Origin of the sequence: Hafnia paralvei ATCC 29927 (assembly GCF_001655005.1) — a bacterium.
In the GTDB taxonomy this organism is placed as follows: Bacteria; Pseudomonadota; Gammaproteobacteria; order Enterobacterales; family Enterobacteriaceae; genus Hafnia; species Hafnia paralvei.
Genome location: NZ_LXET01000010.1, coordinates 92,715 through 116,771 on the forward strand (window position 1 = coordinate 92,715; position 24,057 = coordinate 116,771).

Annotated in this window: 17 protein-coding genes and 3 tRNA genes; 16 read left to right on the top strand and 4 right to left on the bottom strand. The window is 49.7% G+C overall.

What is annotated here, in order from left to right:
• Nucleotides 1–10 precede the first annotated feature (10 nt).
• From cysN to recD, 14 genes are all read left to right on the top strand, one after another.
• Nucleotides 11–1,450: a sulfate adenylyltransferase subunit CysN gene (gene cysN / locus M988_RS03855; RefSeq protein WP_064572923.1), complete on the top strand. Its 1,440-nt coding sequence runs from the start codon at nucleotides 11–13 to the stop codon at nucleotides 1,448–1,450.
• 17 nt (nucleotides 1,451–1,467) lie between these two features.
• Complete coding sequence (cysC, locus tag M988_RS03860; protein ID WP_064572934.1) at nucleotides 1,468–2,109, top strand: adenylyl-sulfate kinase; 642 nt, start codon at nucleotides 1,468–1,470, stop codon at nucleotides 2,107–2,109.
• 61 nt (nucleotides 2,110–2,170) lie between these two features.
• Nucleotides 2,171–2,494 (top strand): DUF3561 family protein, encoded by a 324-nt coding sequence (locus tag M988_RS03865; RefSeq protein WP_373368230.1) that lies wholly within the window; start codon nucleotides 2,171–2,173, stop codon nucleotides 2,492–2,494.
• Between the two features lie 219 nt (nucleotides 2,495–2,713).
• Nucleotides 2,714–3,106 carry a FlxA-like family protein gene (locus M988_RS03870; RefSeq protein ID WP_008814546.1) on the top strand — a complete coding sequence of 131 codons (393 nt, stop codon included), beginning with the start codon at nucleotides 2,714–2,716 and terminating at the stop codon, nucleotides 3,104–3,106.
• A 335-nt stretch (nucleotides 3,107–3,441) separates the two neighbouring features.
• Nucleotides 3,442–4,311, top strand: a complete 870-nt coding sequence (lgt, locus tag M988_RS03875; RefSeq protein WP_008814545.1) for a prolipoprotein diacylglyceryl transferase — start codon at nucleotides 3,442–3,444, stop codon at nucleotides 4,309–4,311.
• Between the two features lie 67 nt (nucleotides 4,312–4,378).
• On the top strand, nucleotides 4,379–5,173 hold the full coding sequence (gene thyA / locus M988_RS03880; RefSeq protein WP_008814544.1) for a thymidylate synthase: 795 nt from the start codon (nucleotides 4,379–4,381) through the stop codon (nucleotides 5,171–5,173).
• 384 nt (nucleotides 5,174–5,557) lie between these two features.
• A complete protein-coding gene (locus tag M988_RS03885; protein ID WP_008814543.1) occupies nucleotides 5,558–6,016 on the top strand; it encodes a prepilin-type N-terminal cleavage/methylation domain-containing protein in 459 nt (152 codons plus the stop codon).
• Entirely contained in the window at nucleotides 6,007–6,588 is a 582-nt protein-coding gene (locus tag M988_RS03890; RefSeq protein ID WP_064572936.1) for a prepilin peptidase-dependent protein, read from the top strand. Before M988_RS03885 ends, M988_RS03890 begins: the two co-directional genes overlap by 10 nt.
• The gene (locus M988_RS03895) at nucleotides 6,585–7,034 is read left to right on the top strand and encodes a DUF2509 family protein (RefSeq protein WP_064572939.1); all 450 of its coding nucleotides are present in this window, start codon (nucleotides 6,585–6,587) and stop codon (nucleotides 7,032–7,034) included. Before M988_RS03890 ends, M988_RS03895 begins: the two co-directional genes overlap by 4 nt.
• The gene (locus M988_RS03900) at nucleotides 7,028–7,399 is read left to right on the top strand and encodes a type IV pilus modification PilV family protein (RefSeq protein ID WP_039190073.1); all 372 of its coding nucleotides are present in this window, start codon (nucleotides 7,028–7,030) and stop codon (nucleotides 7,397–7,399) included. Before M988_RS03895 ends, M988_RS03900 begins: the two co-directional genes overlap by 7 nt.
• Before the next feature lie 98 nt (nucleotides 7,400–7,497).
• Entirely contained in the window at nucleotides 7,498–10,869 is a 3,372-nt protein-coding gene (gene recC, locus M988_RS03905) for an exodeoxyribonuclease V subunit gamma (RefSeq protein ID WP_064572940.1), read from the top strand.
• 144 nt (nucleotides 10,870–11,013) lie between these two features.
• The gene (gene ptrA / locus M988_RS03910; protein ID WP_020303581.1) at nucleotides 11,014–13,920 is read left to right on the top strand and encodes a pitrilysin; all 2,907 of its coding nucleotides are present in this window, start codon (nucleotides 11,014–11,016) and stop codon (nucleotides 13,918–13,920) included.
• Nucleotides 13,920–17,495 carry an exodeoxyribonuclease V subunit beta gene (gene recB / locus M988_RS03915; RefSeq protein WP_064572941.1) on the top strand — a complete coding sequence of 1,192 codons (3,576 nt, stop codon included), beginning with the start codon at nucleotides 13,920–13,922 and terminating at the stop codon, nucleotides 17,493–17,495. Before ptrA ends, recB begins: the two co-directional genes overlap by 1 nt.
• The gene (gene recD, locus M988_RS03920; RefSeq protein ID WP_039190062.1) at nucleotides 17,492–19,348 is read left to right on the top strand and encodes an exodeoxyribonuclease V subunit alpha; all 1,857 of its coding nucleotides are present in this window, start codon (nucleotides 17,492–17,494) and stop codon (nucleotides 19,346–19,348) included. Before recB ends, recD begins: the two co-directional genes overlap by 4 nt.
• A 22-nt stretch (nucleotides 19,349–19,370) precedes the next feature.
• Here recD and argA read toward each other — a convergent pair whose 3' ends face one another.
• Entirely contained in the window at nucleotides 19,371–20,699 is a 1,329-nt protein-coding gene (gene argA, locus M988_RS03925; protein WP_008814535.1) for an amino-acid N-acetyltransferase, read from the bottom strand.
• Nucleotides 20,700–20,932: 233 nt separating this feature from the next.
• Between argA and amiC the strand changes: the two genes are divergently transcribed.
• On the top strand, nucleotides 20,933–22,183 hold the full coding sequence (gene amiC, locus M988_RS03930; protein WP_008814534.1) for an N-acetylmuramoyl-L-alanine amidase AmiC: 1,251 nt from the start codon (nucleotides 20,933–20,935) through the stop codon (nucleotides 22,181–22,183).
• Nucleotides 22,184–22,323: 140 nt separating this feature from the next.
• Here amiC and M988_RS03935 read toward each other — a convergent pair.
• The 3 genes from M988_RS03935 to M988_RS03945 form a co-directional block, all read right to left on the bottom strand.
• A tRNA-Met gene (locus M988_RS03935) sits at nucleotides 22,324–22,400 on the bottom strand.
• Between the two features lie 72 nt (nucleotides 22,401–22,472).
• Nucleotides 22,473–22,549 (bottom strand) — tRNA-Met (locus tag M988_RS03940).
• A 54-nt stretch (nucleotides 22,550–22,603) separates the two neighbouring features.
• Nucleotides 22,604–22,680, bottom strand: a tRNA-Met gene (locus M988_RS03945).
• Between the two features lie 215 nt (nucleotides 22,681–22,895).
• Between M988_RS03945 and mltA the strand changes: the two genes are divergently transcribed.
• Nucleotides 22,896–24,011 (top strand): murein transglycosylase A, encoded by a 1,116-nt coding sequence (gene mltA, locus M988_RS03950; protein ID WP_020303582.1) that lies wholly within the window; start codon nucleotides 22,896–22,898, stop codon nucleotides 24,009–24,011.
• Nucleotides 24,012–24,057: the final 46 nt, after the last annotated feature.

Here is a 24,057-nt window from a genome sequence, read left to right on the forward strand (position 1 = left end):
AGCTAGCGTCATGAGCCAGATTATCAACCATTCGATTGCTGACCAAATCGCTGAGCAAGGCGGTGTGGAAGCCTATTTACAACTGCAACAAGATAAAAGCCTGCTGCGTTTTCTCACCTGCGGTAGCGTAGATGACGGAAAAAGTACGCTGATTGGCCGTTTGTTGCACGATACACGTCAAATTTACGAAGATCAGCTGACTACGCTACACAGTGATAGTAAACGTATCGGTACGCAGGGGGAAAAGCTCGATCTGGCTCTGCTGGTCGATGGTCTACAGGCTGAGCGCGAGCAGGGGATAACGATTGATGTTGCCTACCGCTATTTCTCAACCGAAAAACGCAAATTTATCATCGCCGATACCCCTGGGCATGAGCAATATACGCGTAATATGGCCACCGGCGCGTCTACCTGTGATTTGGCCATTTTATTGATCGATGCACGTAAAGGTGTGTTGGATCAAACGCGTCGTCACAGCTTTATTGCCACGCTGCTCGGTATTCGCCATTTGGTCGTCGCCGTGAATAAAATGGATCTGCGCGATTATCAACAGGATGTCTTTGAGCAAATTAAACAGGATTACCTGAGTTTTGCAGAGCAACTCCCCGCTGATTTAGAGATCAAGTTTGTTCCGCTATCGGCGCTTGATGGGGATAACGTGGCGTCGCAAAGTACGGCGATGGGCTGGTATCACGGGCCCACACTGCTGGAAATCTTGGAGTCCGTAGACGTTGTGCATGATGCTGAAAAGCAGCCGCTACGTTTTCCGGTGCAATATGTTAATCGACCGAATCTGGATTTCCGTGGCTACGCGGGTACGTTATCGGCCGGCGTTATCAGCGTCGGACAGGCCGTCAAAGTGTTACCGTCTGGCGTATCTTCGCGCGTTGCTCGCATTGTGACCTTTGATGGTGACTTGCAGAAAGCCGTTCCCGGTGAGGCTATCACTTTAGTTTTAGAAGACGAAATCGACATCAGCCGTGGCGATCTTATCGTCGCGGCGGAGGAGTCGATTCCTGCCGCACAGGGTGCCAGTGTGGACGTGGTGTGGATGTCTGAGCAACCATTGAGTCAAGGACAAAGCTTTGACATCAAGTTGGGCGGTAAGAAAACCCGAGCGCGTATCGAAAGAATTCACTATCAGGTTGAGATCAACACACTGACACAGCGAGCGGTTGAATCACTCCCGCTTAACGGCATTGGTTTGGTCGAGCTGACCTTTGATGAGCCTTTGGTGATTGACAGCTATGCACAAAATCATGACACCGGCAGCTTCATCTTTATCGACCGTTTAACCAACGTCACTGTTGGCGCAGGTCTTATCCGTGAAGCACTGACTCAACAACCGCTAGAAAGCGACGCTTACAGTGCGTTTGAACTTGAGCTCAATGCCTTGGTCCGGCGTCATTTTCCTCACTGGGGAGCACGTGATTTGCTGGGCGGTAAATAATGCGAAAGGATGTTTGAGTGACTGATATCAATTTATTACAACAGGCTACTGAAAGTAACGCTGCCAACCCTGATATCGTCTGGCATGAGCATGCAGTGAGGCGTGAAGATCGCGAAAAACTGCATGGTCATCAAGGGGCGGTTCTGTGGTTCACCGGACTCTCTGGTTCGGGCAAATCGTCGATTGCCGGTGCTTTGGAACAGGCTCTGCACCAGATAGGGGTAAGTACCTACTTATTAGACGGGGATAATGTGCGTCATGGTCTGTCGCGCGATCTGGGTTTTAGTGACGGCGACCGCGTTGAGAATATTCGTCGCGTCGGTGAGGTGGCTAAGCTAATGCAGGATGCGGGATTGATAGTGCTCTCCGCATTTATTTCCCCCCATCGCCATGAACGCCAATTAGTGCGTGAACTCTTGCCAGAGGGCCGCTTTATTGAGGTGTTTGTGGATACGCCGCTAGCGGTGTGTGAGCAACGCGATCCCAAGGGACTCTACAAAAAAGCGCGCGCCGGTGAGATTAAAAATTTCACTGGAATCAGCTCGGCTTATGAAGCACCCGAGCAGCCTGAGGTTCATTTAAATGGCGAACAATTAGTAACAAATTTGGTCGCACAAATGTTAGACGTTTTACGCCATAACGCTATTATCAAACCCTAGTTATTGTTGCTTGGAATTCATTCTTAGAGTGAATGCAACGATTTTTCAGGGTTGATATATGCTGATAAACGCCGCCAACATTCCCGCTGACAAGAAAACGTCATTGGATAAAGAAGAGCCTTCGTACGCCTTTGCTGGTGGTGTCTTGGGCTTTTCGTTCTATTGGTTAGCTTTTGTTCTGCCATTTATCGTCTACGGCATGAATACGCCTTTCTTCTTGCTCTATACTTGGCCGTTTTTTTTAGCGCTGATGCCGATTTCTGTGTTATTGGGCATTGGCATTAATAAGCTGGTTTCAGGTCGACTGCTTATCAGCGTGCCGCTGTGTGCCGTGCTCGTTGTGATGCTGTTTTGGCAAACCTTTTCTTTATTGACCGGTTGGTGATTTCGCCGTTTAGACTCTTTACACTTCAAATTGCCCGCGCTTTGACGATGATGTTGGCTCACCTAAACCTACAGGCACGCCTTGGGCGCTCACTTGCCGCATGACTTAGCGTTAAGAGTCAGCGCGGATCAAACTATTTTTATTCTATTGTTCAATCTTCCCGCGGCTCTGCCGATAACCCAGAGATATTATAAAAATATATCTTTGGGGAAATATGTTATGGCAAATGTATCAATCACAATGGCCGTTCCTGCGGCGGGGAAATCACCGGCGCTCACTGGCAGTGGTGAAAGCGTTGGCAGCGGTAGTGGCAAAACCGTGGGCGCCAGCACTGCCGGCGGCGGTTCAGGACGCATTCAACAGCTCACCAAACAAATCCAAGAGCTACAGCAACAGCTGCGCGATTTAGCCAACTCAGGTGGGTCACCCGAGGAAATTAAAAAGCAGCAAGAGCTGATTCAGGCTCAAATTAAAGCGCTTCAGGCAGAGATTGCACGTATTCGTCAGCAAGAAATGGAGCAGACCCAGCAAAATCAATTAGATAAAGTAGGTAAAACCGGTGATGGGGTAAACCGTCCAACCGATGAAAACCAGATCGATGTCTATATTTAATGGACTGATTTGCTCGTTATTCTCTAATGGAATAGTGCCGTTCACTTAATCCTGATGTTGGGGGGAAGTACACCGATAGAGCCTCAGCGGTGTGCCAGCCCCCTGTTTCTCGCTTTCTGAAATGTGCACATTACTCTGAGGACGGTCGACTTCTTGAGCCGCTGGCTCAATGGTGATACTACGATTCACGGTTTTACATAACTTTTCCGCAACCTCTAGCCCGCTCGATTTCTTTCCTATGCTATTATGCGCAACTTGCCTTCCCGCTGATGCCCTGTATCTTGCAAATTGCAGGTGTGATGGGGAATAAATATTCGATATTGTCGTGGTGATAGATGACGAACTATCTGCATTTTCCTAGTTTTGACCCAGTGATTTTCTCCATCGGACCGGTCTCTTTACATTGGTATGGCCTGATGTATTTGGTGGGCTTTGTCTTTGCCATGTGGCTGGCAGTGCGCCGTGCTAACAAGCCGGGAAGCGGCTGGACCAAAGATGAAGTTGAAAATCTGCTGTATGTCGGTTTTTTGGGGGTCTTCCTCGGTGGCCGTATCGGCTATGTCCTGTTTTATAATTTCCCCCTATTTCTTGAAAATCCACTTTACCTATTCAAAGTCTGGGATGGCGGGATGTCATTCCATGGCGGCCTGATTGGGGTCATCGTGGTGATGTTAGTGTTTGCGTACCGCACCAAACGTAACTTCTTCCAAGTATCTGATTTTATTGCTCCATTAATTCCTTTTGGTTTGGGGGCAGGTCGTTTAGGGAACTTTATCAACGGCGAACTGTGGGGACGAGTGACTACGGATACACCGTGGGCGATGTTATTCCCAAGCTCACGTAGCGAAGATATTCCTTTGGCGGCAAGTAATCCGCAGTGGCAAGAGATTTTAAACCAGTATGGTGTGCTGCCTCGGCACCCGTCCCAGCTGTATGAACTGCTGCTGGAAGGTGTGGTTCTGTTTATTATTTTGAACCTGTTTATTCGTAAACCGCGCCCAATGGGCAGCGTTTCTGGATTATTCCTGATTGGCTACGGTGCGTTTCGTATCATCGTGGAATTCTTCCGCCAGCCTGACGCTCAACTCGGACTGTTCGATGGCGTCATTAGTATGGGGCAGATCCTTTCCATCCCAATGATTATTGCGGGTGTGATCATGATGATTTGGGCCTATCGCCGCCAGCCGCAGCAAAAAACTCTTTAAGCAACGCCGAAAGCCTGTGGCAGAAAAACTGCTGCAGGAGTCAACAGTACAAACGTCGTGAGGTGACATGAAACAGTATCTGGATTTAATGAAAAAAGTGCTCGCAGAGGGAACACAAAAAGCCGACCGCACAGGAACCGGCACTGTGTCTATTTTTGGGCATCAGATGCGTTTCAACCTGCAAGAAGGCTTCCCGCTGGTCACCACTAAACGTTGTCATTTACGTTCCATCATTCATGAGTTGTTGTGGTTCCTGAATGGCGATACCAATACGGCCTATCTGCGTGAAAATAACGTCACCATTTGGGATGAATGGGCAGATGAAAACGGCGACCTTGGCCCTGTTTACGGCAAACAGTGGCGGGCTTGGGGCGCAGCCGATGGCCGCCAGATCGACCAAATCAGCAAGGTGATGGAACAGTTAAAACAGGATCCTGATTCACGCCGCATTATTGTTTCGGCGTGGAACGTGGGCGAGCTAGACCAAATGGCGTTGGCACCTTGCCATGCGTTCTTCCAGTTCTATGTTGCTGACGGCAAACTGTCCTGTCAGCTCTATCAGCGTTCCTGTGACGTATTCCTTGGCTTGCCGTTCAATATTGCTAGCTATGCGTTGTTAGTGCATATGATGGCACAGCAGTTGGATCTCGACGTGGGTGACTTTGTTTGGACTGGCGGTGATACCCACCTGTACAGCAATCATATGGAACAAACTCAGCTCCAGCTAAGCCGTGAGCCTCGAGCGTTGCCTAAGTTAGTGATTAAGCGCAAACCTGAATCCATCTTCGACTACCGTTTCGAAGATTTCGAGATTGAAGGTTACGATCCGCACCCCGGAATTAAAGCGCCGGTCGCGATATAATTTCATCTATCCGTTCAATAAAGCGCCAGCCACCGAGCTGTAATGCTTGCCAGTTAAGCCTGATTTTAGGGGAAGTACACCGATGGGGTCGTAGCGGCGAAGCCGCCGGAGCGCCCCGCGGTGTGCTAGCCCCGTGTATCTCGATCTCTTAAATGAACAGCATTACAGCCACCGAGCTGGCGTTTTTTACCTTCTTTATCTTCGCTTGTCCTCTCCTTTTTCATACTTCCAGACGACGTTGAACTGTGTTTCGCAAATCTTCGTGCAAATTACATCGATAGCTCAAATCGTCTGCGGCGGGTATTCCTGAAGTTGAGCGCTGTGCTTTTCTTTCTTATCTGGATCGTTAGGGTATGCCTATCGGTCAGTACAAAGGAAAAGACAATGGAATGGTCACGTATGAGCGGCTTTACTTTGCTGGAAATGATGGTGGTTATGTTGCTGGTATCCAGTATGGCGGCGTATGGCTTACATGGATTCAAACAACAACGGATGGCGTTACAGCTTGAACAGACTAGTCTGCAACTATTGGCATTTTTACAGCAGATTCAGCAACGCGCTTTTGCCGAAAACGGCACGGCTCAAATTGTGGTTGATGCTTCGCAACGAAGCGTGAGTGTTCAAAATACCGCACGGCGTTTTACCCCCTCCACGCCTGATATTGCTATCGCATCCCAAATGAGCAAAAGCGCAGGATTTTACGGCATACGAAATAATGCGATGGCTGGGCATATCGAATTGAGCAGTGAAGCGGGAACGGTAAGCGCCATTTGGTCGGCTCAAGGACGTCTACGTTTGTGTGCTCAACCTAAACGCTTGCTGGGGATCCCATCATGCAGCTAAACCCTCAGAAGGGTATGGCGCTTCCCGATGTGCTGGTGACTTTGTTGCTCTCAAGCATCGTGCTGCTATCAACCAGCCAAATATTGGTCATGCTACGCGCTGGCAATATTAAAGCTCAGCGTTGGCAGCAGATACAGGAATCCATCGCTCAGCTTTTAGATCGTATAGATAAAGACCTCACTCGATCAGGATTTTGCGCTCAAGGATGTTCAGTCCCTCAGCCAATGATTGCCAGCACTGGCGGGGAGTCCGCAAATTCGTGTTTGATCGTGTTCTACGATCTAGATACCAACGGAAGAATCGATCTCTCTTCTGCGACTACTGCAGATTCATTCGGTTACCGCTTACGCAACGGCGCTTTGGAAACGGCGAGAGGCATTCAGCAATGTTCGGGAAATGGTTGGGACAAAATCACGGATGAAAAAGAGATTAAGGTTTCGCTTTTCAACGTGGCTCCGCTTTATCGTGGGTATGAGGTGCAGCTCGCGCTACAGCGGCTAAAGCCGCCTTTTACTGCCGTACAGCAAACGCGATATATACTGCCAGAGAATGGGCGAATGGTTGAAAAATGAACTTATCTAGCAGCCATGAAAATAATCAGTCAGGCAGCATGCTACTACCCTCGGTGCTTATGATGTTGAGCTTGTCACTCTTGCTTGTCGGTGCGCAGCAGGGGCGTATAGAGCATCAGGTACAAACTCTCGCCTACCAACGGCAGCTAATGACAGTACGTCAACAGGTTGAATCAACGCTAAGTCAGGTAATCGCGACCCATGAATGGCCCAAACCACGAGTGGATAGCTGCCAGCGTTTTTCATCCGTGACGGTATGTTTTAAATCCATCACCGCCGAGCTCGGCATTGTGTGTGCGGTCATACAGACAAAAACCTATGCGGTACAAATCAGGCGATTTAGCTATGTAAACTCGCGGGTGACGCCACAGGGTGCGACGCGTTTGCTACGACTTTCTACCGGGTGGCTCGATTATTCTCCGCTAGGATTTGAAAGCCTATGTTAGCCACGACAGAGCAGAAGACTCATAGCCAGTCTGGTTTTGGTCTGATTGAAGTGATGGTGAGTATTCTATTAGTCTCGGTTGGGTTTCTGGGGTTACTCAACTATCAACAATGGATGGCGCGATCGCAAGTTAGGCTATGGCAGCAGCAACAGGCATGGCAAAGGAGTGAACAGGCGATAACGCTGTATCGGATGGGGGCATCCAATGCTGAAATACCCGCGCGGCTCGCTTTGCCCAATACGTGGTCGATAGTCGTCACGGCGCGGTCGCAGTTTGAATGCGAAATCATTTCAGCCAGCATTCGAGCGCCGTTGAATATTCAGGCTCAGCTTGAAAGAACAATCTGCAGTCAGTTGATGGAGTAAGTCGCGGTTGTTATTCCCTGAGCTGACGTGAAAGGCTAAAGTGTATACCCCGTCATACTTCAAGCTGTATGTGCATTGCCTGTATTGTTGGAGAACGCATGTTTACTGTTTATCACTCGAACCAATTGGATTTGCTCAAACAGCTGATCGCGGCGCTGATTGAAGGACAACCTTTGCAGAATCCTTTTGAGCAGGAAGTGATTTTGGTACAAAGTCCCGGTATGGCGCAGTGGCTCCAAATGGAGTTGGCGAAACAGTTTGGTATTGCTGCCAATATCGAATTCCCTCTGCCGGCGACATTCATCTGGAACTTGTTTACACAGGTCATGCCTGGCATTCCCAAAGAGAGTGCCTTCAGTAAAGACGCCATGACGTGGAAACTGATGTGGCTATTGCCGAAAATGCTGGAGCAAGAAGCGTTTTTGCCGCTGGCGCGTTATCTCTCTGACGATGAGGATCGCCGCAAACATTTCCAGCTTGCGGCGCGTGTCGCTGACCTTTACGACCAGTACTTAGTGTACCGTCCTGAGTGGCTACAGATTTGGGAGCGCGGTGAGTATGTCGACGGTCTGGATGAGTCGCAGCAATGGCAGGCTCCACTGTGGGTGGCGTTGAAAGAATATACCGCCGAGCTAAAACAACCTGAATGGCACCGCGCTAATTTGTACGAAAAGTTTATACAAACCTTAGAGCAGGCAACAGCGTGTCCACAAGGGCTGCCTAAACGTGTTTTCATTTGTGGGATTGCCGCGCTTCCACCGATTTATCTCGATGCTTTAAAGGCATTAGGTAAGCATATTGATGTGCACCTGATGTTTACTAACCCATGTCGTTATTATTGGGGTGATATTCAAGACTATGCATTTCTTGCCAAGCTACAGAGCCGGAAACGTCGTCACCATATTCAACGTCAACAGGAAATTAGCCTCTTCCGCGATCCTCAGAGCGCGTCTGAACTATTTAAACCAGACGGTGAACAAGACCTCAGTAACCCACTGCTTGCGTCTTGGGGAAAGCTAGGGCGCGATCATATGTATCTGTTGGCGCAGCGCGAGCCGCAGGAAGTACATGCCTTTGTCGATTTAACGGAAGATACACTTCTGACGCGCATTCAACGCGATTTGCTTGAGCTGGAAGACCACAGCCAGATAGTCGACAGCCCAGAGCGCCTAAACAGCAGCAGTGGAAAACGGTTGTTAGAGCGGGGAGATCGCAGTATTAGCGTAAACCTTTGCCACAGCCCTCAGCGTGAAGTTGAAGTTTTACATGACAGACTGCTGGATTTATTTGCGGAAGATCCTTCTCTGACTCCGCGCGATGTCATTGTGATGGTTGCTGACATCGACAGCTATACGCCATTTATTCAGGCCGTGTTTGGTAATGCGCCGCGTGAGCGCTATCTGCCTTTTGCCATTTCTGACCGCAGTGCGCGTCAGGCACATCCAGTAATACAGGCTTTCTTGACGTTGCTTGAGCTACCTAACAGCCGCTTTACCTCTGAGCATGTTTTAACGTTGCTGGAAGTACCTGCTCTGGCCGCACATTTTGGCATTAGCGAAGAGGGATTGCGTCGTTTACGCCATTGGGTTGATGAGTCTGGGATCCGCTGGGGGCTAGACGATGACAATGTGCGTGCGCTGGATCTGCCCGCGACGGGGCAACATACGTGGCAGTTTGGCTTAACCCGCATGTTGCTCGGTTATGCAATGGATAGTCGCTGTGGCGATTGGAATGGGGTGCTACCTTATGATGAATCCAGCGGGCTTATTGCTGAGTTAGCTGGTCAACTGGCTGATTTATTGATGAGGCTCAGCGTGTGGCGTACGCGGCTTAGCGGTGAATATCGTGTTCAGGAGTGGCAGCCGCTATGCCGTGAAATCCTTAACGAATTCTTTGAGCAAGATAGCGAAACCGAGGCGGTTCAAGCTCTCATTGAGCAGCAATGGTTAAAGGTGATTGGTTATGGCATTAGCGCGGAATATCCCCAGGCGATACCTATCTCAATTTTGCGCGATGAATTGACATCACGCTTAGACAATGAGCGAATTAGCCAACGTTTTTTGGCTGGGCCGATAAACTTCTGCACTCTTATGCCAATGCGCTCCATTCCCTTCAAAGTGGTGTGCCTGCTAGGCATGAATGATGGCATTTATCCGCGCACTATTGCGCCATTAGGTTTCGATCTGATGGCGAACAAAGTACAACGCGGCGATAGAAGCCGCCGAGACGACGACCGCTATCTGTTTCTTGAAGCGCTGCTGTCAGCACAAGAGCGTCTTTATATCAGCTACATAGGACGCTCTATACAGGATAATGCGCCGCGTTACCCGTCGGTATTGGTCAGTGAGCTGATGGAATATATTGCTCAAAGCCACCATTTACCGGGAGACGAGACGCTGGACGTCGATAGCAGCGCGAAGCGAGTAATGGAATATTTGCAAATTCAGCACCCGCGAGTGCCTTTTGCCTCGGAAAACTATGCCGTGGGAAGTGAAAGCCAAAGTTATGCGTCTGAGTGGCTGCCTGCCGCCCGGCGTAGCGGTGAGGCACATCAGGAGTTTGCTTTAGCGTTGCCGCTAGAAGAGTTTTCGACGATTACGCTAGATGAGCTGATTCGTTTTTACCGTCATCCGGTACGCGCCTTTTTCCAGATGCGCCTTGGCGTCAACTTCGTTTTAGAAGAAACCGAGCTACCTGATGAAGAACCTTTCACGCTGGATAATCTCAGCCGCTATCAGCTCAATAGTCAGCTCTTGAATCAGTTGATTGATGGCGATGAGGCTGAGACGTTGTTCCGCCGTTTTCGCTCTGCGGGTGGCTTGCCGTACGGTGCCTTTGGTGAACTCTATTGGGAAAAACAGCAGGAAGAAATGTCGGAGGTTGCCGCAAAGGTAAGAGAGCATCGCCAAGCGGGGCACAGCATTGAGATTGATTATATGCTGGGTGGCGTTCGGTTAACCGGTTGGTTACAGCAGGTACAAGATAACGGCTTGGTACGTTGGCGGTCAGCAATCCTTGGGGCGGTAGATGGTATGGCTTTGTGGATTGAGCATTTGTTTTATTGCTTTAGCGGTGGTGAAGGTGAGAGTCGGTGTTTTGGTCGCCAAAACTCGGCGTGGCATTTTGCGCCTTTATCACCCAAAGACGCTGAAAAAGCGCTATTACCACTGATTGAAGGTTATCGCCAAGGTCGCAGTTGTCCTCTTTTACTGCTGCCTAAAACCGGTTGGGCGTGGCTGAGCGCCTGCTTTGATAAGGATTCCGGAATGGTCGATTGGGATGAGCAAACCCAATCGAAGGCACAAATGAAACTATTGTTGGCATGGCAGGGTGACCAGCGTGTTATAGGCGAGGGCTCTGATCCTTACATCCAGCGAGTAATGCGCACTATGGATGAGAAAAAAATGCGCGAGGTTCAGCAATGGGCGGAGCAGTATTATTTGCCGATCGCGCGGAATAATCTGGATTGATGGTGGTCAAACACAGGTGTTTTTGTCAGACCGAATTTGCGTGAGCGCTTAGTCTGTCTTAACGTGATGTCTATTCGCTGCTGAGACGGTGTATCAATGGCATTATTTTTCGGCTTTTTGGGGTAAAAGATGGTTAGGTTATTCATGCGCAGGCAGTTTTCATTCCTGACGGTAATGGTATTACTGTTGATAAGCACATCGCTTTTATGGTCAACGGCGAGCACGGCCAAGGCTGATCCTGCCGGATGGGAAGCATTGGCTGAGAAAATCGATAAGAGCGCCAGCGATCCGCGTTTATATGAGGCGATCAAGCTAGATAATGGGATGAAGGTGATTTTGGTATCAGATAAAGATGCACCTAAATCGCTTGCGGCATTAGCGCTGCCGGTAGGCTCACTGGAAGACCCTAACTCACAGCTCGGTTTGGCTCATTACCTCGAGCATATGGTGTTGATGGGCTCGAAACGCTACCCGCAGGCCGATAACCTTTCCGAATTCCTGAAAAAGCATGGCGGTAGCCATAATGCCAGTACGGCCTCCTATCGTACGGCGTTCTATCTTGAGGTCGAAAATGATGCGCTGTCGCCAGCCGTTGATCGACTTGCGGATGCCATTGCTGAACCCTTACTTGATCCAGTAAATGCCGATCGTGAGCGTAATGCCGTCAATGCCGAATTAACCATGGCGCGTTCACGCGACGGTATGCGTATGGCTCAGGTTTCAGCCGAAACGCTAAATCCGGCTCATCCGAGTGCGCGTTTTTCTGGTGGTAACTTAGAAACACTGAGCGATAAACCAAACAGCAAGCTACACCAAGAGTTATTGTCGTTTTATCATCGCTACTATTCCGCTAACTTGATGGTCGGCGTTATTTACAGTAACCAGCCACTCTCTAGCCTCGCCAAGCTCGCGGTCACTTCTTTTGGTCGTATACCTAATCGTGATGCAAGTGTGCCACCGATTACGGTGCCAGTGGTTACGCCGGAACAGCAAGGGATTATTATCCACTACGTACCGGCTCAGCCACGCAAGATGCTGAAAATTGAATATCGTATTGAAAACAATAGCGCTGCGTTTCGTAGTAAAACCGATACGTATATTGCTTACCTCATTGGTAATCGTAGCAAGAATACGTTGTCTGATTGGCTGCAAAAGCAGGGATTGGCAGAGTCTATTGGTGCAGGTGCCGATCCGATGGTCGATCGCAATGGTGGCGTTTTCTCTATTAGCGTTTCGCTCACCGACAAAGGTTTAGCTGAGCGTGATCGCGTTATTGCTGCTGTATATGACTATTTAAAACTGCTGCGTGAACAGGGTGTGAAGCAAAGCTACTTTGATGAAATTGCGCATGTACTCGATCTGGATTTCCGCTATCCGTCGATTACCCGTGACATGGATTACATCGAATGGTTGGTCGACAACATGCTGCGAGTGCCAGTGCAAAATGTGCTGGACTCGTCATATCTAGCGGATAAGTATGATCCGCAGGCGATCACTGCCCGTCTGAGTAGTATGACGCCAGAGAATGCTCGTATCTGGTTTATCAGTCCTGATGAGCCACATAACAAAACGGCTTATTTCGTTGATGCTCCGTATCAGGTCGATCGCATCACGGCGAAACAGTTTGCTGATTGGAATAATTTAGAGCAGCGTATTTCGCTGTCATTACCCGCGTTAAACCCTTACATTCCTGACGATTTTTCACTTATCAAACCGGTTTCTCCAACGCTGACAAAACCAGAGATCGTGCTCGATCAACCGGGATTGCGTGCTCTGTATATGCCGAGTCGTTATTTTGCCGATGAGCCAAAAGCGAATATTACACTTTCCCTGCGTAACAAAGTGGGGAGCGACGGCGCCAAAGAGCAGGTCATGTTTGCGCTGACGGATTATCTCGCCGGCATTGAGCTAGATCAGTTGGCCTATCAGGCCTCAATCGGCGGTATTGGTTTTTCGACGACCTATAACGATGGACTAACCATCAGCGCTAGCGGGTTTACGCAACGTCTACCACAGTTGCTGACCACCTTGGTTGAAGGCTATGCCAATTTTGATGCCACCGAGGAGCATCTGGAGCAGGCGAAGTCTTGGTATCGTGAACGGTTAGATTCTGCCGAAAAAGCCAAGGCGTTTGAGCAGGCGATGCAGCCGATTCAGGCATTATCTAACGTTCCTTACACCGAGCGCAGTGAGCGACGTGCACTGTTGGATAAAATTACACTTAGTGATATTAAAAACTACCGTAGCCAGCTCATTGAGGGTGCGACGCCGGAGCTGCTGGTGGTGGGCAATATGACCGCCATTCAGGTGAAAGCTTTGGCGCAAAATATTCGTACCCAGCTTAAATGCGGCGGAACACTCTGGTGGCACGGTCAGGATGTGGTTATTGAGCATAAACAGCTTGCCAACCTACAGCGGGCAGGGAGCAGTACCGATTCCGCGCTGGGGGCGGTTTATATTCCAACCGGTTACGATGAAGTGCAGGGAATGGCGCACAGCAATCTGTTGAGTCAGATCATTCAACCGTGGTTCTACGATCAGTTACGGACTAAAGAACAGTTGGGGTATGCGGTGTTTGCCTTCCCATCCTCAATCGGTAATCAATGGGGGATCGGTTTCTTGCTACAAAGCAATAATCAGGCTCCTGCGTATCTGTATAACCGCTATCTCGATTTTTATGCACAGGCAGATAAGCGCTTGAAATCGTTAAAAGAGGCGGACTTCAATCAGTACAAGCTCGCGCTAGTGAATCAGCTACGGCAGCGTCCGCAGACGTTGGATGAAGAGGCTGGACGCTTCACCAATGATTTTGATCGTGGCAACTTTGAGTTCAATACGCGCGAAAAGTTAATCAAACAAATTGACGTGCTTAACCGTGAGAACATCGTGACGTTCTACCGTCAGGCGGTGATTAAACCTCAGGGAATGGCGCTGCTATCACAGGTACTCGGCGGTCATGCGAAGGGGCACTATGCCGCACCAAAAGGTTGGAAGACCTATGCAAATGCCTCCACGCTGCAGCAAACTCTGCCTGTTAAGGTTGCGCCGTAATGACTCAAGCCCAAACGTTAGATGCTCTGGCGTTGCCGCTTATTGGGGAGCGTCTTATTGAGGCCTCAGCCGGTACTGGCAAAACGTTTACTATCGCTGCGCTGTATCTGCGTTTGCTGTTAGGACTTGGAGGCGAGAATGCCTTTCCTCGCCCCTTGTCTGTTGAAGAAATTCTGGTAGTAACTTTTACCGAAGCCGCTACTGAAGAGCTGCGTGGACGTATTCGTAGCAATATTCACGAATTACGCTTGGCCTGTGTGCGTGGCAGTAGTACGAATCCCTTGTTGTCTGACTTACTCAATTTGATTGATGACAAGGAAGATGCTGTCAGCCAGTTATTGGCAGCTGAGCGTCAAATGGACGAAGCGGCGATTTATACCATCCACGGTTTTTGCCAGCGGATGCTCAGTAACAATGCGTTTGAATCAGGGATCTTGTTCCAGCAAACGCTAGTGCAAGATGAACTGCCGCTGCGTCGACAGGCATGTGCCGACTTCTGGCGTCGCCATTGTTACCCGCTGCCGCTGAGTATTGCTACAGCTATCAGCCAAGAGTGGAGCGGTCCTGAACAGCTATTGGCTGATTTGCAGCCTTACCTGCACGGTGAGTTACCCATGTTGCGGCAGGCTATCGCTGACGATGAAACGTTGACTCAGCGCCATCAGCAAATCATTGAACGCATTGATGCCGTAAAAGCACATTGGCGTGAGGTCGCAGGCGAGATCGAAAGCCTGATTGTGGATTCTGGCGTGGATAAGCGCAGCTATAGCAGTCGCTTTTTGCCCAAATGGCTAACCACCGTCGGCGATTGGGCTACATCGGAAACGCGGGACTATCAGCTTCCTGATGAACTCAAACGTTTTGGACAAAACCTCCTGTTGGAGAAAACCAAGAAAGGGACGCCTCCGCAGCATGCGTTATTTGTGGCTATTGACCAACTGCTCGCAGAGCCTCTATCGCTGCGCGATTTATTGTTGTCTCGAGCGTTAAGCGAAGTGCGTACTAGCGTCCAGCAAGAGAAACGCCAGCATGCACAGCTCGGCTTTGATGACCTTCTGAGTCGTCTTTCACAGGCGTTAAATCAGTCTGGTGGTGATGTGTTAGCTCAGGCGATTAGGCAGCGTTACCCCGTTGCCATGATTGATGAATTCCAAGATACCGATCCACAGCAATACGGCATTTTTCAGGCGATATATTTACAACCTCAGAGTGACAAACAATCGGACTCAGCCCTGTTGTTGATAGGCGATCCTAAACAGGCTATTTATGCTTTCCGTGGTGCCGATATCTTTACTTATATGTACGCGCGTAGCGAAGTGAAGCATCACTATACGTTAGGAACAAACTGGCGCTCATCACCTGGAATGGTGTCGGCGGTCAATCAGGTTTTCTCTGCGGTTGAATCACCTTTTCTTTTTGCCGATATTCCCTTTTTACCGGTGTCCGCAGCCAAGAAAAATCAGGCTTTGCGTTTTGAAATAGCCGGCGATATTCAAAAAGCGATGCATATATGGCTGCAACCGGGGGAAGGCTGCGGCACAGTGGAATACCAACAGTCTCTGGCGGCGCAGTGTGCGGCGCAAATTCGTGATTGGTTAACGGCAGGCCAGCAGGGAAAAGCGCTGCTTTACACTGACAAGAAGGATTCACTGGGGCGTGAAATAGCTAAGCCGGTTGAGGCATCAGATATCACGATTCTGGTGCGTAGCCGTGCAGAAGCCGCATTGGTTCGAGATGCGCTAAGCGCACTGGCAATACCCTCTGTTTATCTCTCCAACCGAGACAACGTTTTTCAAACCCCAGAAGCTCGCGATCTGCTTTGGTTATTACAGGCGGTTCTGGCTCCAGAGCAAGAGCGTCTGTTACGCAGCGCTTTGGCGACCAGTCTGATGGGGCTGAATTCACAGCAGCTCAATGAGCTTAATCAGGATGAGCGTCTATGGGATGCGCTGGTGGATGAGTTTGACACTTACCGCCAACAGTGGCAAAAGCAGGGCGTATTGCCGATGCTACGTGAGATTATGGGGCGGAGGCATCTGGCTGAGAACCTTCTAGCGAGCGAGGGGGGAGAGCGTCGTTTAACCGATGTGCTGCATATTGGGGAACTGTTGCAGGAGGCGTCGCTGACTTTGGATAGCGAGCCAGCACTTCTGCGTTGGTTGGCTCAGCAAATCGATAGCCCTGAGGTTCAATCTGAAAACCAGCAACTACGTTTGGAAAGCGATCGCCATTTGGTTCAGGTGGTGACGATTCATAAGTCGAAAGGATTAGAATTTCCTATTGTTTGGCTGCCATTTATCGGCAGTTATCGGTTGCAAAAACAGCCGCTTTATCATGACCGAGACAGTTTCAATGCGGTTCTCGATCTCAACTATAGTGACGATGCGGTTAAGTTGGCAGAAGAGGAGCGCCTTGCAGAGGATCTCCGCTTGCTTTACGTTGCGCTTACGCGCTCGGTTTATCACTGTAGCCTCGGGCTTGCACCGCTGTTTTTAGGCGGGCGCAAGAAGCAAGGGGAAACCGATGTCCATAACAGCGCTATCGGACACTTGCTACAAAAAGGCGAGCCCGGCGACGCAGCAATGCTATTAGCATGTCTTGAGCGCTTACAGAACGACGATATTCTGGTCACCACGGTTGAGGCTCAAGATGGCTCTCCGTGGGTAGCGACGGCGCAAGAAGCACAAGAACTGCAGGCTAAACTTTTCACTCGCAAGATGCAGGATGATTGGCGAGTCACCAGCTATTCAGGCTTACAGCAGCACGGTAGTTCCCAATTTTTGGATTTGTTACCCAAACTCGATGTGGATGCGGTAGGGGAGTCAGAGGTAGAAAGTATACCTGCACTCACACCGCATACTTTCCCTAAAGGCGCCGCTCCAGGGACGTTTTTACATAGTCTATTAGAGCCGATGGATTTCACTCAGCCCCGTGATATCACAGAGTTGACTGAGCAGGTGACGCAACAGGGGCTGAATACTGAGTGGGTTCCAGTGTTAGATAGCTGGCTGGACGCTATTCTTCGCGCCCCATTAGCAGAGAGTGGGCCGTGTTTAGCGCAACTTGCGCCAAGCCAAGTGCAGGCCGAGCTACAATTTTATTTGCCGATTGAACAGTTGGTACGTAGCGCTGAACTAGACGCTTTAATTAAGCGTTACGATCCACTTTCAGCACAGTGTGCGCCACTAGATTTTCGACAGGTGCGCGGCATGTTGAAAGGCTTTATCGATTTGGTCTTCTTCTGGCAAGGGCGTTTCTACGTGCTGGATTATAAGTCCAATTGGTTAGGCGAGGATGCGAGTGCTTACACACAAGAGGCGATGGTCGCCGCTATGGCTGAGCATCGCTATGATTTCCAATATCAGCTCTATTCATTAGCATTGCACCGTTATCTGCGTCACCGTTTGCCAAACTACCAATATGAACAGCATTTCGGCGGCGTTTTTTATTGCTTCCTACGTGGTATGACGCCAGCGCAACCAGGGCAAGGCATTTTCCATTGCCGTCCTGATGCGGCGCTGATAGAAGGCATGGACAGGCTGTTTGGCTATATTCCGGAGGGTGAAGCACAATGATTTTTGATCTTCTTCAACGGATGGGAGAGCAAAACCAGCTTCGTTCTCTGGATGTTCAGTTTGCTCGCCTAATGGCTGGCCAAGGGCAGCCACATCTGGCTTTAGCCGCGGCATTGGTGAGTCAGGAAGTTGCTTCTGGACATGTTTGCTTGCCTTTGAACCAGCTTAGAATAGATGCGCTAGTGGTACAGTTCCCAGACTTTACCGATGATCTGAAAACGTTGTTTGGCGATATAGATGAGATGCACTGGCAGGCATTATTGCTGGCAGAACCAGAGGTCAGCGATGGAGGCTATGCGGCTCCGTTGATTTTGCAAAATCAACGTTTGTACCTACAGCGCTTGTGGCAGGATGAAGGCGTCGTGGCGCAGTTTTTTGCCGCTTCAGATTTGCCACCCGACGAGAGTGTATCAACGCTACCGCCGATTTTATCCCAGCTTTTTCCGTCGACAAATCCCGCCGATGAGATCAATTGGCAGCAGGTGGCCGCCGCCGTTGCGGCTACTCGTAGAGTGTCAGTTATTTCAGGGGGCCCAGGCACGGGGAAAACCACGACGGTGGCGAAGCTGCTTACCGCGCTGATCCGCTTGCATCCACGCCAGAAGCTACGTATTCAACTGGCTGCGCCGACGGGAAAGGCGGCTGCACGGTTAACCGAATCCTTAGGCGCGGCTATTGAAGCGCTGAACTTGACCCCGAACGAGCGTGAATCTATCCCACAAGAGGCTTATACGCTGCATCGCCTGCTGGGCGCTCAACCTAATAGCATTCGTCTGCGTTATCATCGTGATAATCCGCTGCATTTAGATGTGTTGGTGGTGGATGAGGCCTCCATGGTTGATTTGCCGATGATGTCGAAGCTTATCGCCGCGCTGCCATATGGCGCGCGCTTGATTTTATTAGGTGACCGCGATCAGTTGGCTTCAGTTGAAGCGGGGGCAGTATTAGGCGATTTGTGTCGCTTTGCCGAGTTTGGTTTTCGCCCTGCGCGTGCTCAAGAACTCTCTACGTTGTGCCAGAGCGTAATTCCTGAAGGCGCTGAGGCACCGGATATCGCCGTTCGTGACAGTATTTGCCTGTTGAGAAAGAGCTATCGTTTTGATGCCAATTCTGGCATTGGCCAGTTGGCGACGGCGGTGAATTTAGGTGATACCGCACGCGCGCGCCGTTGTTTTGATGGACAGTTTTCTGACATTGCGTGGATACCGATGACCAAGGATGAGGATTACTCTACGCTTATCCAAACCTGCGTTGACGGTTATCGCTCGACGCTGCAATTAGTCGCGAATATGGCCGATGCCGCTGACGTTCTCGCCAGTTTTTCGCGCTTCCGATTGCTGTGTGCGCTACGCGAAGGGCCTTTTGGTCAGACGGGACTCAATGAACGTATCGAGTTGGCGTTAGCTAAGGCCAAACTTATTCATAAGCCGACGCAGGCACACCAGCGCTGGTATAGCGGAAGACCCGTTATGGTCACGCGCAACGATAGTTCTCTTGGGTTGTTTAACGGCGATATTGGTATTGCGCTTGCCGATTCGGCGGGGAATATCCGCGTGTACTTCCAATTACCCGATGGTTCAATCAAATCCGTTCAGCCTAGCCGCTTGCCGCAAACGGAAACGGCCTATGCGATGACGGTGCATAAATCACAGGGCTCTGAATTCGAACACACGCTATTGGCGCTGCCCGCTGATTTCTCGCCGATAGTCACCCGTGAGCTGCTCTATACCGCGATAACACGTGCCAAGCAGCAACTGACGTTGTTCAGCAGGGATAAAATTTTGCTGACGGCGATCCGTACGCCGACGCTGCGTCGAAGCGGTTTAATGGAGCGAATGATGCAGCCCGCTTGATTAGCGGACCGCATGGAGTGTTTTAGGATAGATCGGCGAGCAAGATCTTAGAGCGGCGCTGGTAGTTGTAGAGTTCTTGCTTTTGTAGTGGCAAAACATCAACTTCGGCAGGCGTAAAGCCTCGTTCCTGAAACCAATGAATGCTGCGGGTGGTCAGCACAAAGAGTTTCTCCAGTCCCATCTGCCGTGCCTGCGCTGCGACGCGTTTAAGTAGCGCTTCGCCTCGCGATGAACTGCGATAGTCAGGATGAACGGCGACACATGCCATTTCACCAATACGTTCTTCTGGGAAGGGATAGAGTGCAGCGCAGGCAATGGTGAGATTGTCTCGTTCAATGATCGTGAACTGATCGATTTCACGCTCTAACTGCTCGCGCGAGCGGCGTACCAAAATGCCTTGCTGCTCAAGCGGGCGGATGAGTTCTAAAATGCCACCGATATCGTTGATATTAGCACGGCGAATTTGCTCTGCGCTTTCCATGACGATCTGCGTGCCGATGCCGTCGCGCGAGAACAACTCTTGCACTAAAGCGCCATCTTCCTGATAACTAATCAGATGACTGCGACCGACTCCGCTACGGCAGGCTTTAACCGCACCGCGCAGAAAACGGACGGTGCCGGAGTTATAATCGCCAGACGCTTCCAGTTTTTCGATGCGTGTTTGCGCTTCGTTAGGCAGCAATTCTGACATGATGCTGCCATCTTCGTCGATCACGCCCTGAGAAGAGCAAAAGCCAATGAGCTTTTCCGCTTTCAGCTTTATGGCGAGCTGAGTGGCGACCTCTTCTGAGGTCAGGTTGAAGCTTTCGCCGGTAACTGAAACGGCTACGGGCCCCATTAACACGATGGCACCGTTGTCGAGTTGACGATGGATAGCTTCTTCATCGATCCGGCGAATACGCCCGCTGTGGCAATAGTCTACGCCATCATCCACGCCAAGCGGCTGAGCAATAATGAAGTTTCCGCTGACCACATTGATATGGGCGCCTTGCAGTGGCGTGTTGTTGAGACTCATCGACAGACGCGCTGTAATATCCAGTTGCAACTGACCTGCTGCCTGTTTAACCAGTTCCAACGTTCGCGAATCTGTCACTCGAGTGTGTTTGTGATAAACAGGCTCATGATGATGTTCATTCAGATTGCTATCGATCTGCGGGCGAGCGCCATACACAACCACGAGCCGGATACCCAAGCTGTGCAATAGCCCAATATCATTAACGATATTGGCAAAGTTTTCATGCTCAATCGCCTCTCCACCTAGCATGATGACGAATGTCTTGCCGCGATGAGTATTGATATAGGGTACTGAGTGACGAAAACCCTGAACCAGTTCGGTGCTGCGCTCCTTCATGAAACCCTCTGAATTTTTATTCGCTAAAACTGTATTTTTATTCTTTATTGCGAATAAAGGCAAGTGTGAATTTTATGTAAATTCAAGTGATGAACGAGATTACCGTCGTCATCTGTAAAACTCCGTTAAGCATTTTCTAATGACAGTTCCCCTCTGATTCGATAAAGTTTTGCCCTAAAATTTGTGCGGGAGCGTTCTACTCCGCTGTTTTTGGCTATTTTATTTGGGATTGCATGACAAACTCGAACCATAATCTGACTCGTCGTCGTTTGTTGCAGGGTGCTGCAGCTACCTGGTTTTTGAGCGTAAGCCGGGTAGGTTTTGCTGCGTCTGCACAGGTGATTGCTGTGAGGGTATGGCCATCGTCAACTTATACTCGAGTGACGTTGGAATCGAAAATTCCACTGAAATATAAACAGTTTGCATTAACTAACCCTAATCGCATCGTGGTGGATATCGAAGGTGTTCACCTTAATAGCGTATTGAAAGGGATTAGTCATCAGGTACAGTCGGGCGATCCCTATTTGAAAACGGCTCGCGTAGGGCAGTTTGACAAAAATACTGTGCGTCTGGTTTTAGAACTTAAGCAGGAAATCAGCCCTAAGCTGTTTACCCTTGCGCCTTTTGCTGAGTTTAACAATCGCTTAGTTGTTGATCTCTATCCAGCTAAAGGTTCTGCGGCAGAAGAATCAGATCCTTTGCTCGCATTGTTGGAAGATTATAACAAAGGTGATTTAGGCAAGAGCCTGCCGCCAGAGGGGCCACAGAAAGGGAAAGCAGGGCGCGATAGACCGATTGTTATCATGCTAGATCCTGGTCACGGTGGTGAGGATCCCGGTGCAATTGGTAAAAACAAAACTCGCGAAAAAGATATTGTGCTGAAAATTGCGCGCCGGTTGAGTGCGCTAATTAAGAAACAGCCGAATATGCGTGTCTATATGACGCGTAACGAAGATGTGTTTATCCCACTTAAAGTACGCGTGGCTAAAGCGCGTAAACAGCGCGCAGATTTGTTCATTTCGATTCATGCAGACGCTTTTACTAGCCGTTCGGTGCGCGGCTCATCGGTGTTTGCACTTTCAACCAAAGGTGCGACCAGTGCAGCCGCTAAATTCTTGGCGCAGACGCAGAACGAATCAGATGAAATTGGTGGTGTAAGCCGCAGTGGCGATCAGTATCTTGACCATACTATTTTTGATTTGATGCAGACAGCCACGGTCAACGACAGTCTGAAGTTCGGCAAAGAAGTGCTCAAGAATATGGGACGAGTGAACAAACTGCATAAAAACAGCGTTGAACAGGCTGGATTTGCAGTGCTTAAGGCTCCGGATATCCCTTCTATCTTGGTAGAAACCGCATTTATCAGTAACGTTGAGGAGGAGCGGAAGCTACGTACTAGCGCGTTCCAACAACAGGTTGCAGAGTCTATTTTGGCAGGCATTAAAGCTTATTTTGCCAATGGTGGAGAGTTGGCGAGGAGATAGACGTTCGCTATTGGTAGGGGGCGTTCGTCTGATATTACGGCGAAATGTACACGATGCTAGCGAGATTGGAGTGCTGACTACTCAAATTTTAGATATAAAAAAACACCCGTTAAGGTGTTGATTTACTTCAGTATGAAAATTGGTTGCGGGGGCCAGATTTGAACTGACGACCTTCGGGTTATGAGCCCGACGAGCTACCGGGCTGCTCCACCCCGCGTCCGACATACTGCTTTTTCTTCTTTCGTTCTTTTTTTTTCTTTCTTAAGTCAACTTTCTATGAAGTTGAAGTTGGTTGCGGGGGCCAGATTTGAACTGACGACCTTCGGGTTATGAGCCCGACGAGCTACCAGGCTGCTCCACCCCGCGTCCGGTTACTACTTTTATTTTTATATACTGCTATGTACTTCTTTTTCATCGGTTTGGTTGCGGGGGCCAGATTTGAACTGACGACCTTCGGGTTATGAGCCCGACGAGCTACCGGGCTGCTCCACCCCGCGTCCGATGAGGGCGAACTATACACTCGATAGAATTTGATGCAAGAATTTTTTGACAAACATCACTCATTTATCAATTTGATGCATGTTTTTTAATCATGCAGGGCTATTTTTAATCGATGTTGCCGACTTCTCGTTTTTTTAGTGGGGAGAATTCCTTTCGTGCGGCGGGTTTGTTATCGTGCGGCGGTGGTTATTTGGTTTCTAGAGAGCGTGAGATGAAAGGTCGTTGGGGACAATATGTAGTTGGTGGACTGTTGGTTGCGTTGCTGGCGGGGTGTTCGTCCCGTCCAACGGATAAAGGCCAGCAATATAAGGATGGGAAGATTAACGATCCGTTGGAGCTCGTTAATAGGCCGAACGCAAAAGGAAAACCGGTTAACGGAAAGGATTTCTCCGATCAGCTCACCGCAATCCAGCGTGCTTCGCCTTCTCTCTATAATAGAAACAACGATACTTTCCAAGCGGTCACTAACTGGCTACGTGCGGGAGCCGATACACGTCAGCTTTCCCAGTTTGGGTTGAACGCCTACCAGATGGAAGGTATGGATAATTTTGGTAACGTGCAGTTCACGGGCTATTACACGCCGGTGATTGAAGCGCGCTACACGCGTCAGGGCGAGTTCCAGTATCCGCTCTATCGTATGCCGAGCAAAGGTAAGAACCGCCGTTTACCGGAGCGCTCTGCTATTTATTCCGGCGCATTAGATAACCGAAATCTTGAAATCGGTTATAGCAATTCGATTATGGATAATTTCATGATGGAAGTGCAGGGGAGCGGTTATGTGGATTACGGCGATGGCCGTCCGTTAACTTTCTTTGGTTATTCCGGCAAAAACGGCCATGCCTATCGCAGTATTGGGAAGGTGTTGATTGACCGTGGCGAAGTTGCACGCGAAGAGATGTCGATGCAGGCAATTCGTAAATGGGCTGATAATCATTCTGCGGCTGAGGTTCGTGAGCTGCTGGAACAGAATCCTTCTTTCGTGTTCTTTAAGCCAGAAATGTATGCGCCAGTGAAAGGGGCGAGCGGTGTGCCTTTAGTCGCTAAGGCCTCCGTGGCTTCCGATCGTTCGCTTATTCCGGCAGGGTCTACGTTGCTGGCAGAAGTGCCACTATTGGATAACCAAGGCAAATTTACCGGAAAGTATGAAATGCGTTTGATGGTGGCTCTGGACGTGGGCGGGGCGATCAAAGGACAACACTTCGATATCTATCAAGGTATTGGACCAGAAGCAGGCCATGCGGCTGGTTTCTATAATCACTATGGCCGTGTCTGGGTGCTGAAAACGCCACAAAGCGGTGGACCGCTGTTCAGCGCGTATAATCGGTAATAAAATCATCTATCGTAATGACCCCCTCTTTCTCTGATAACGAGAA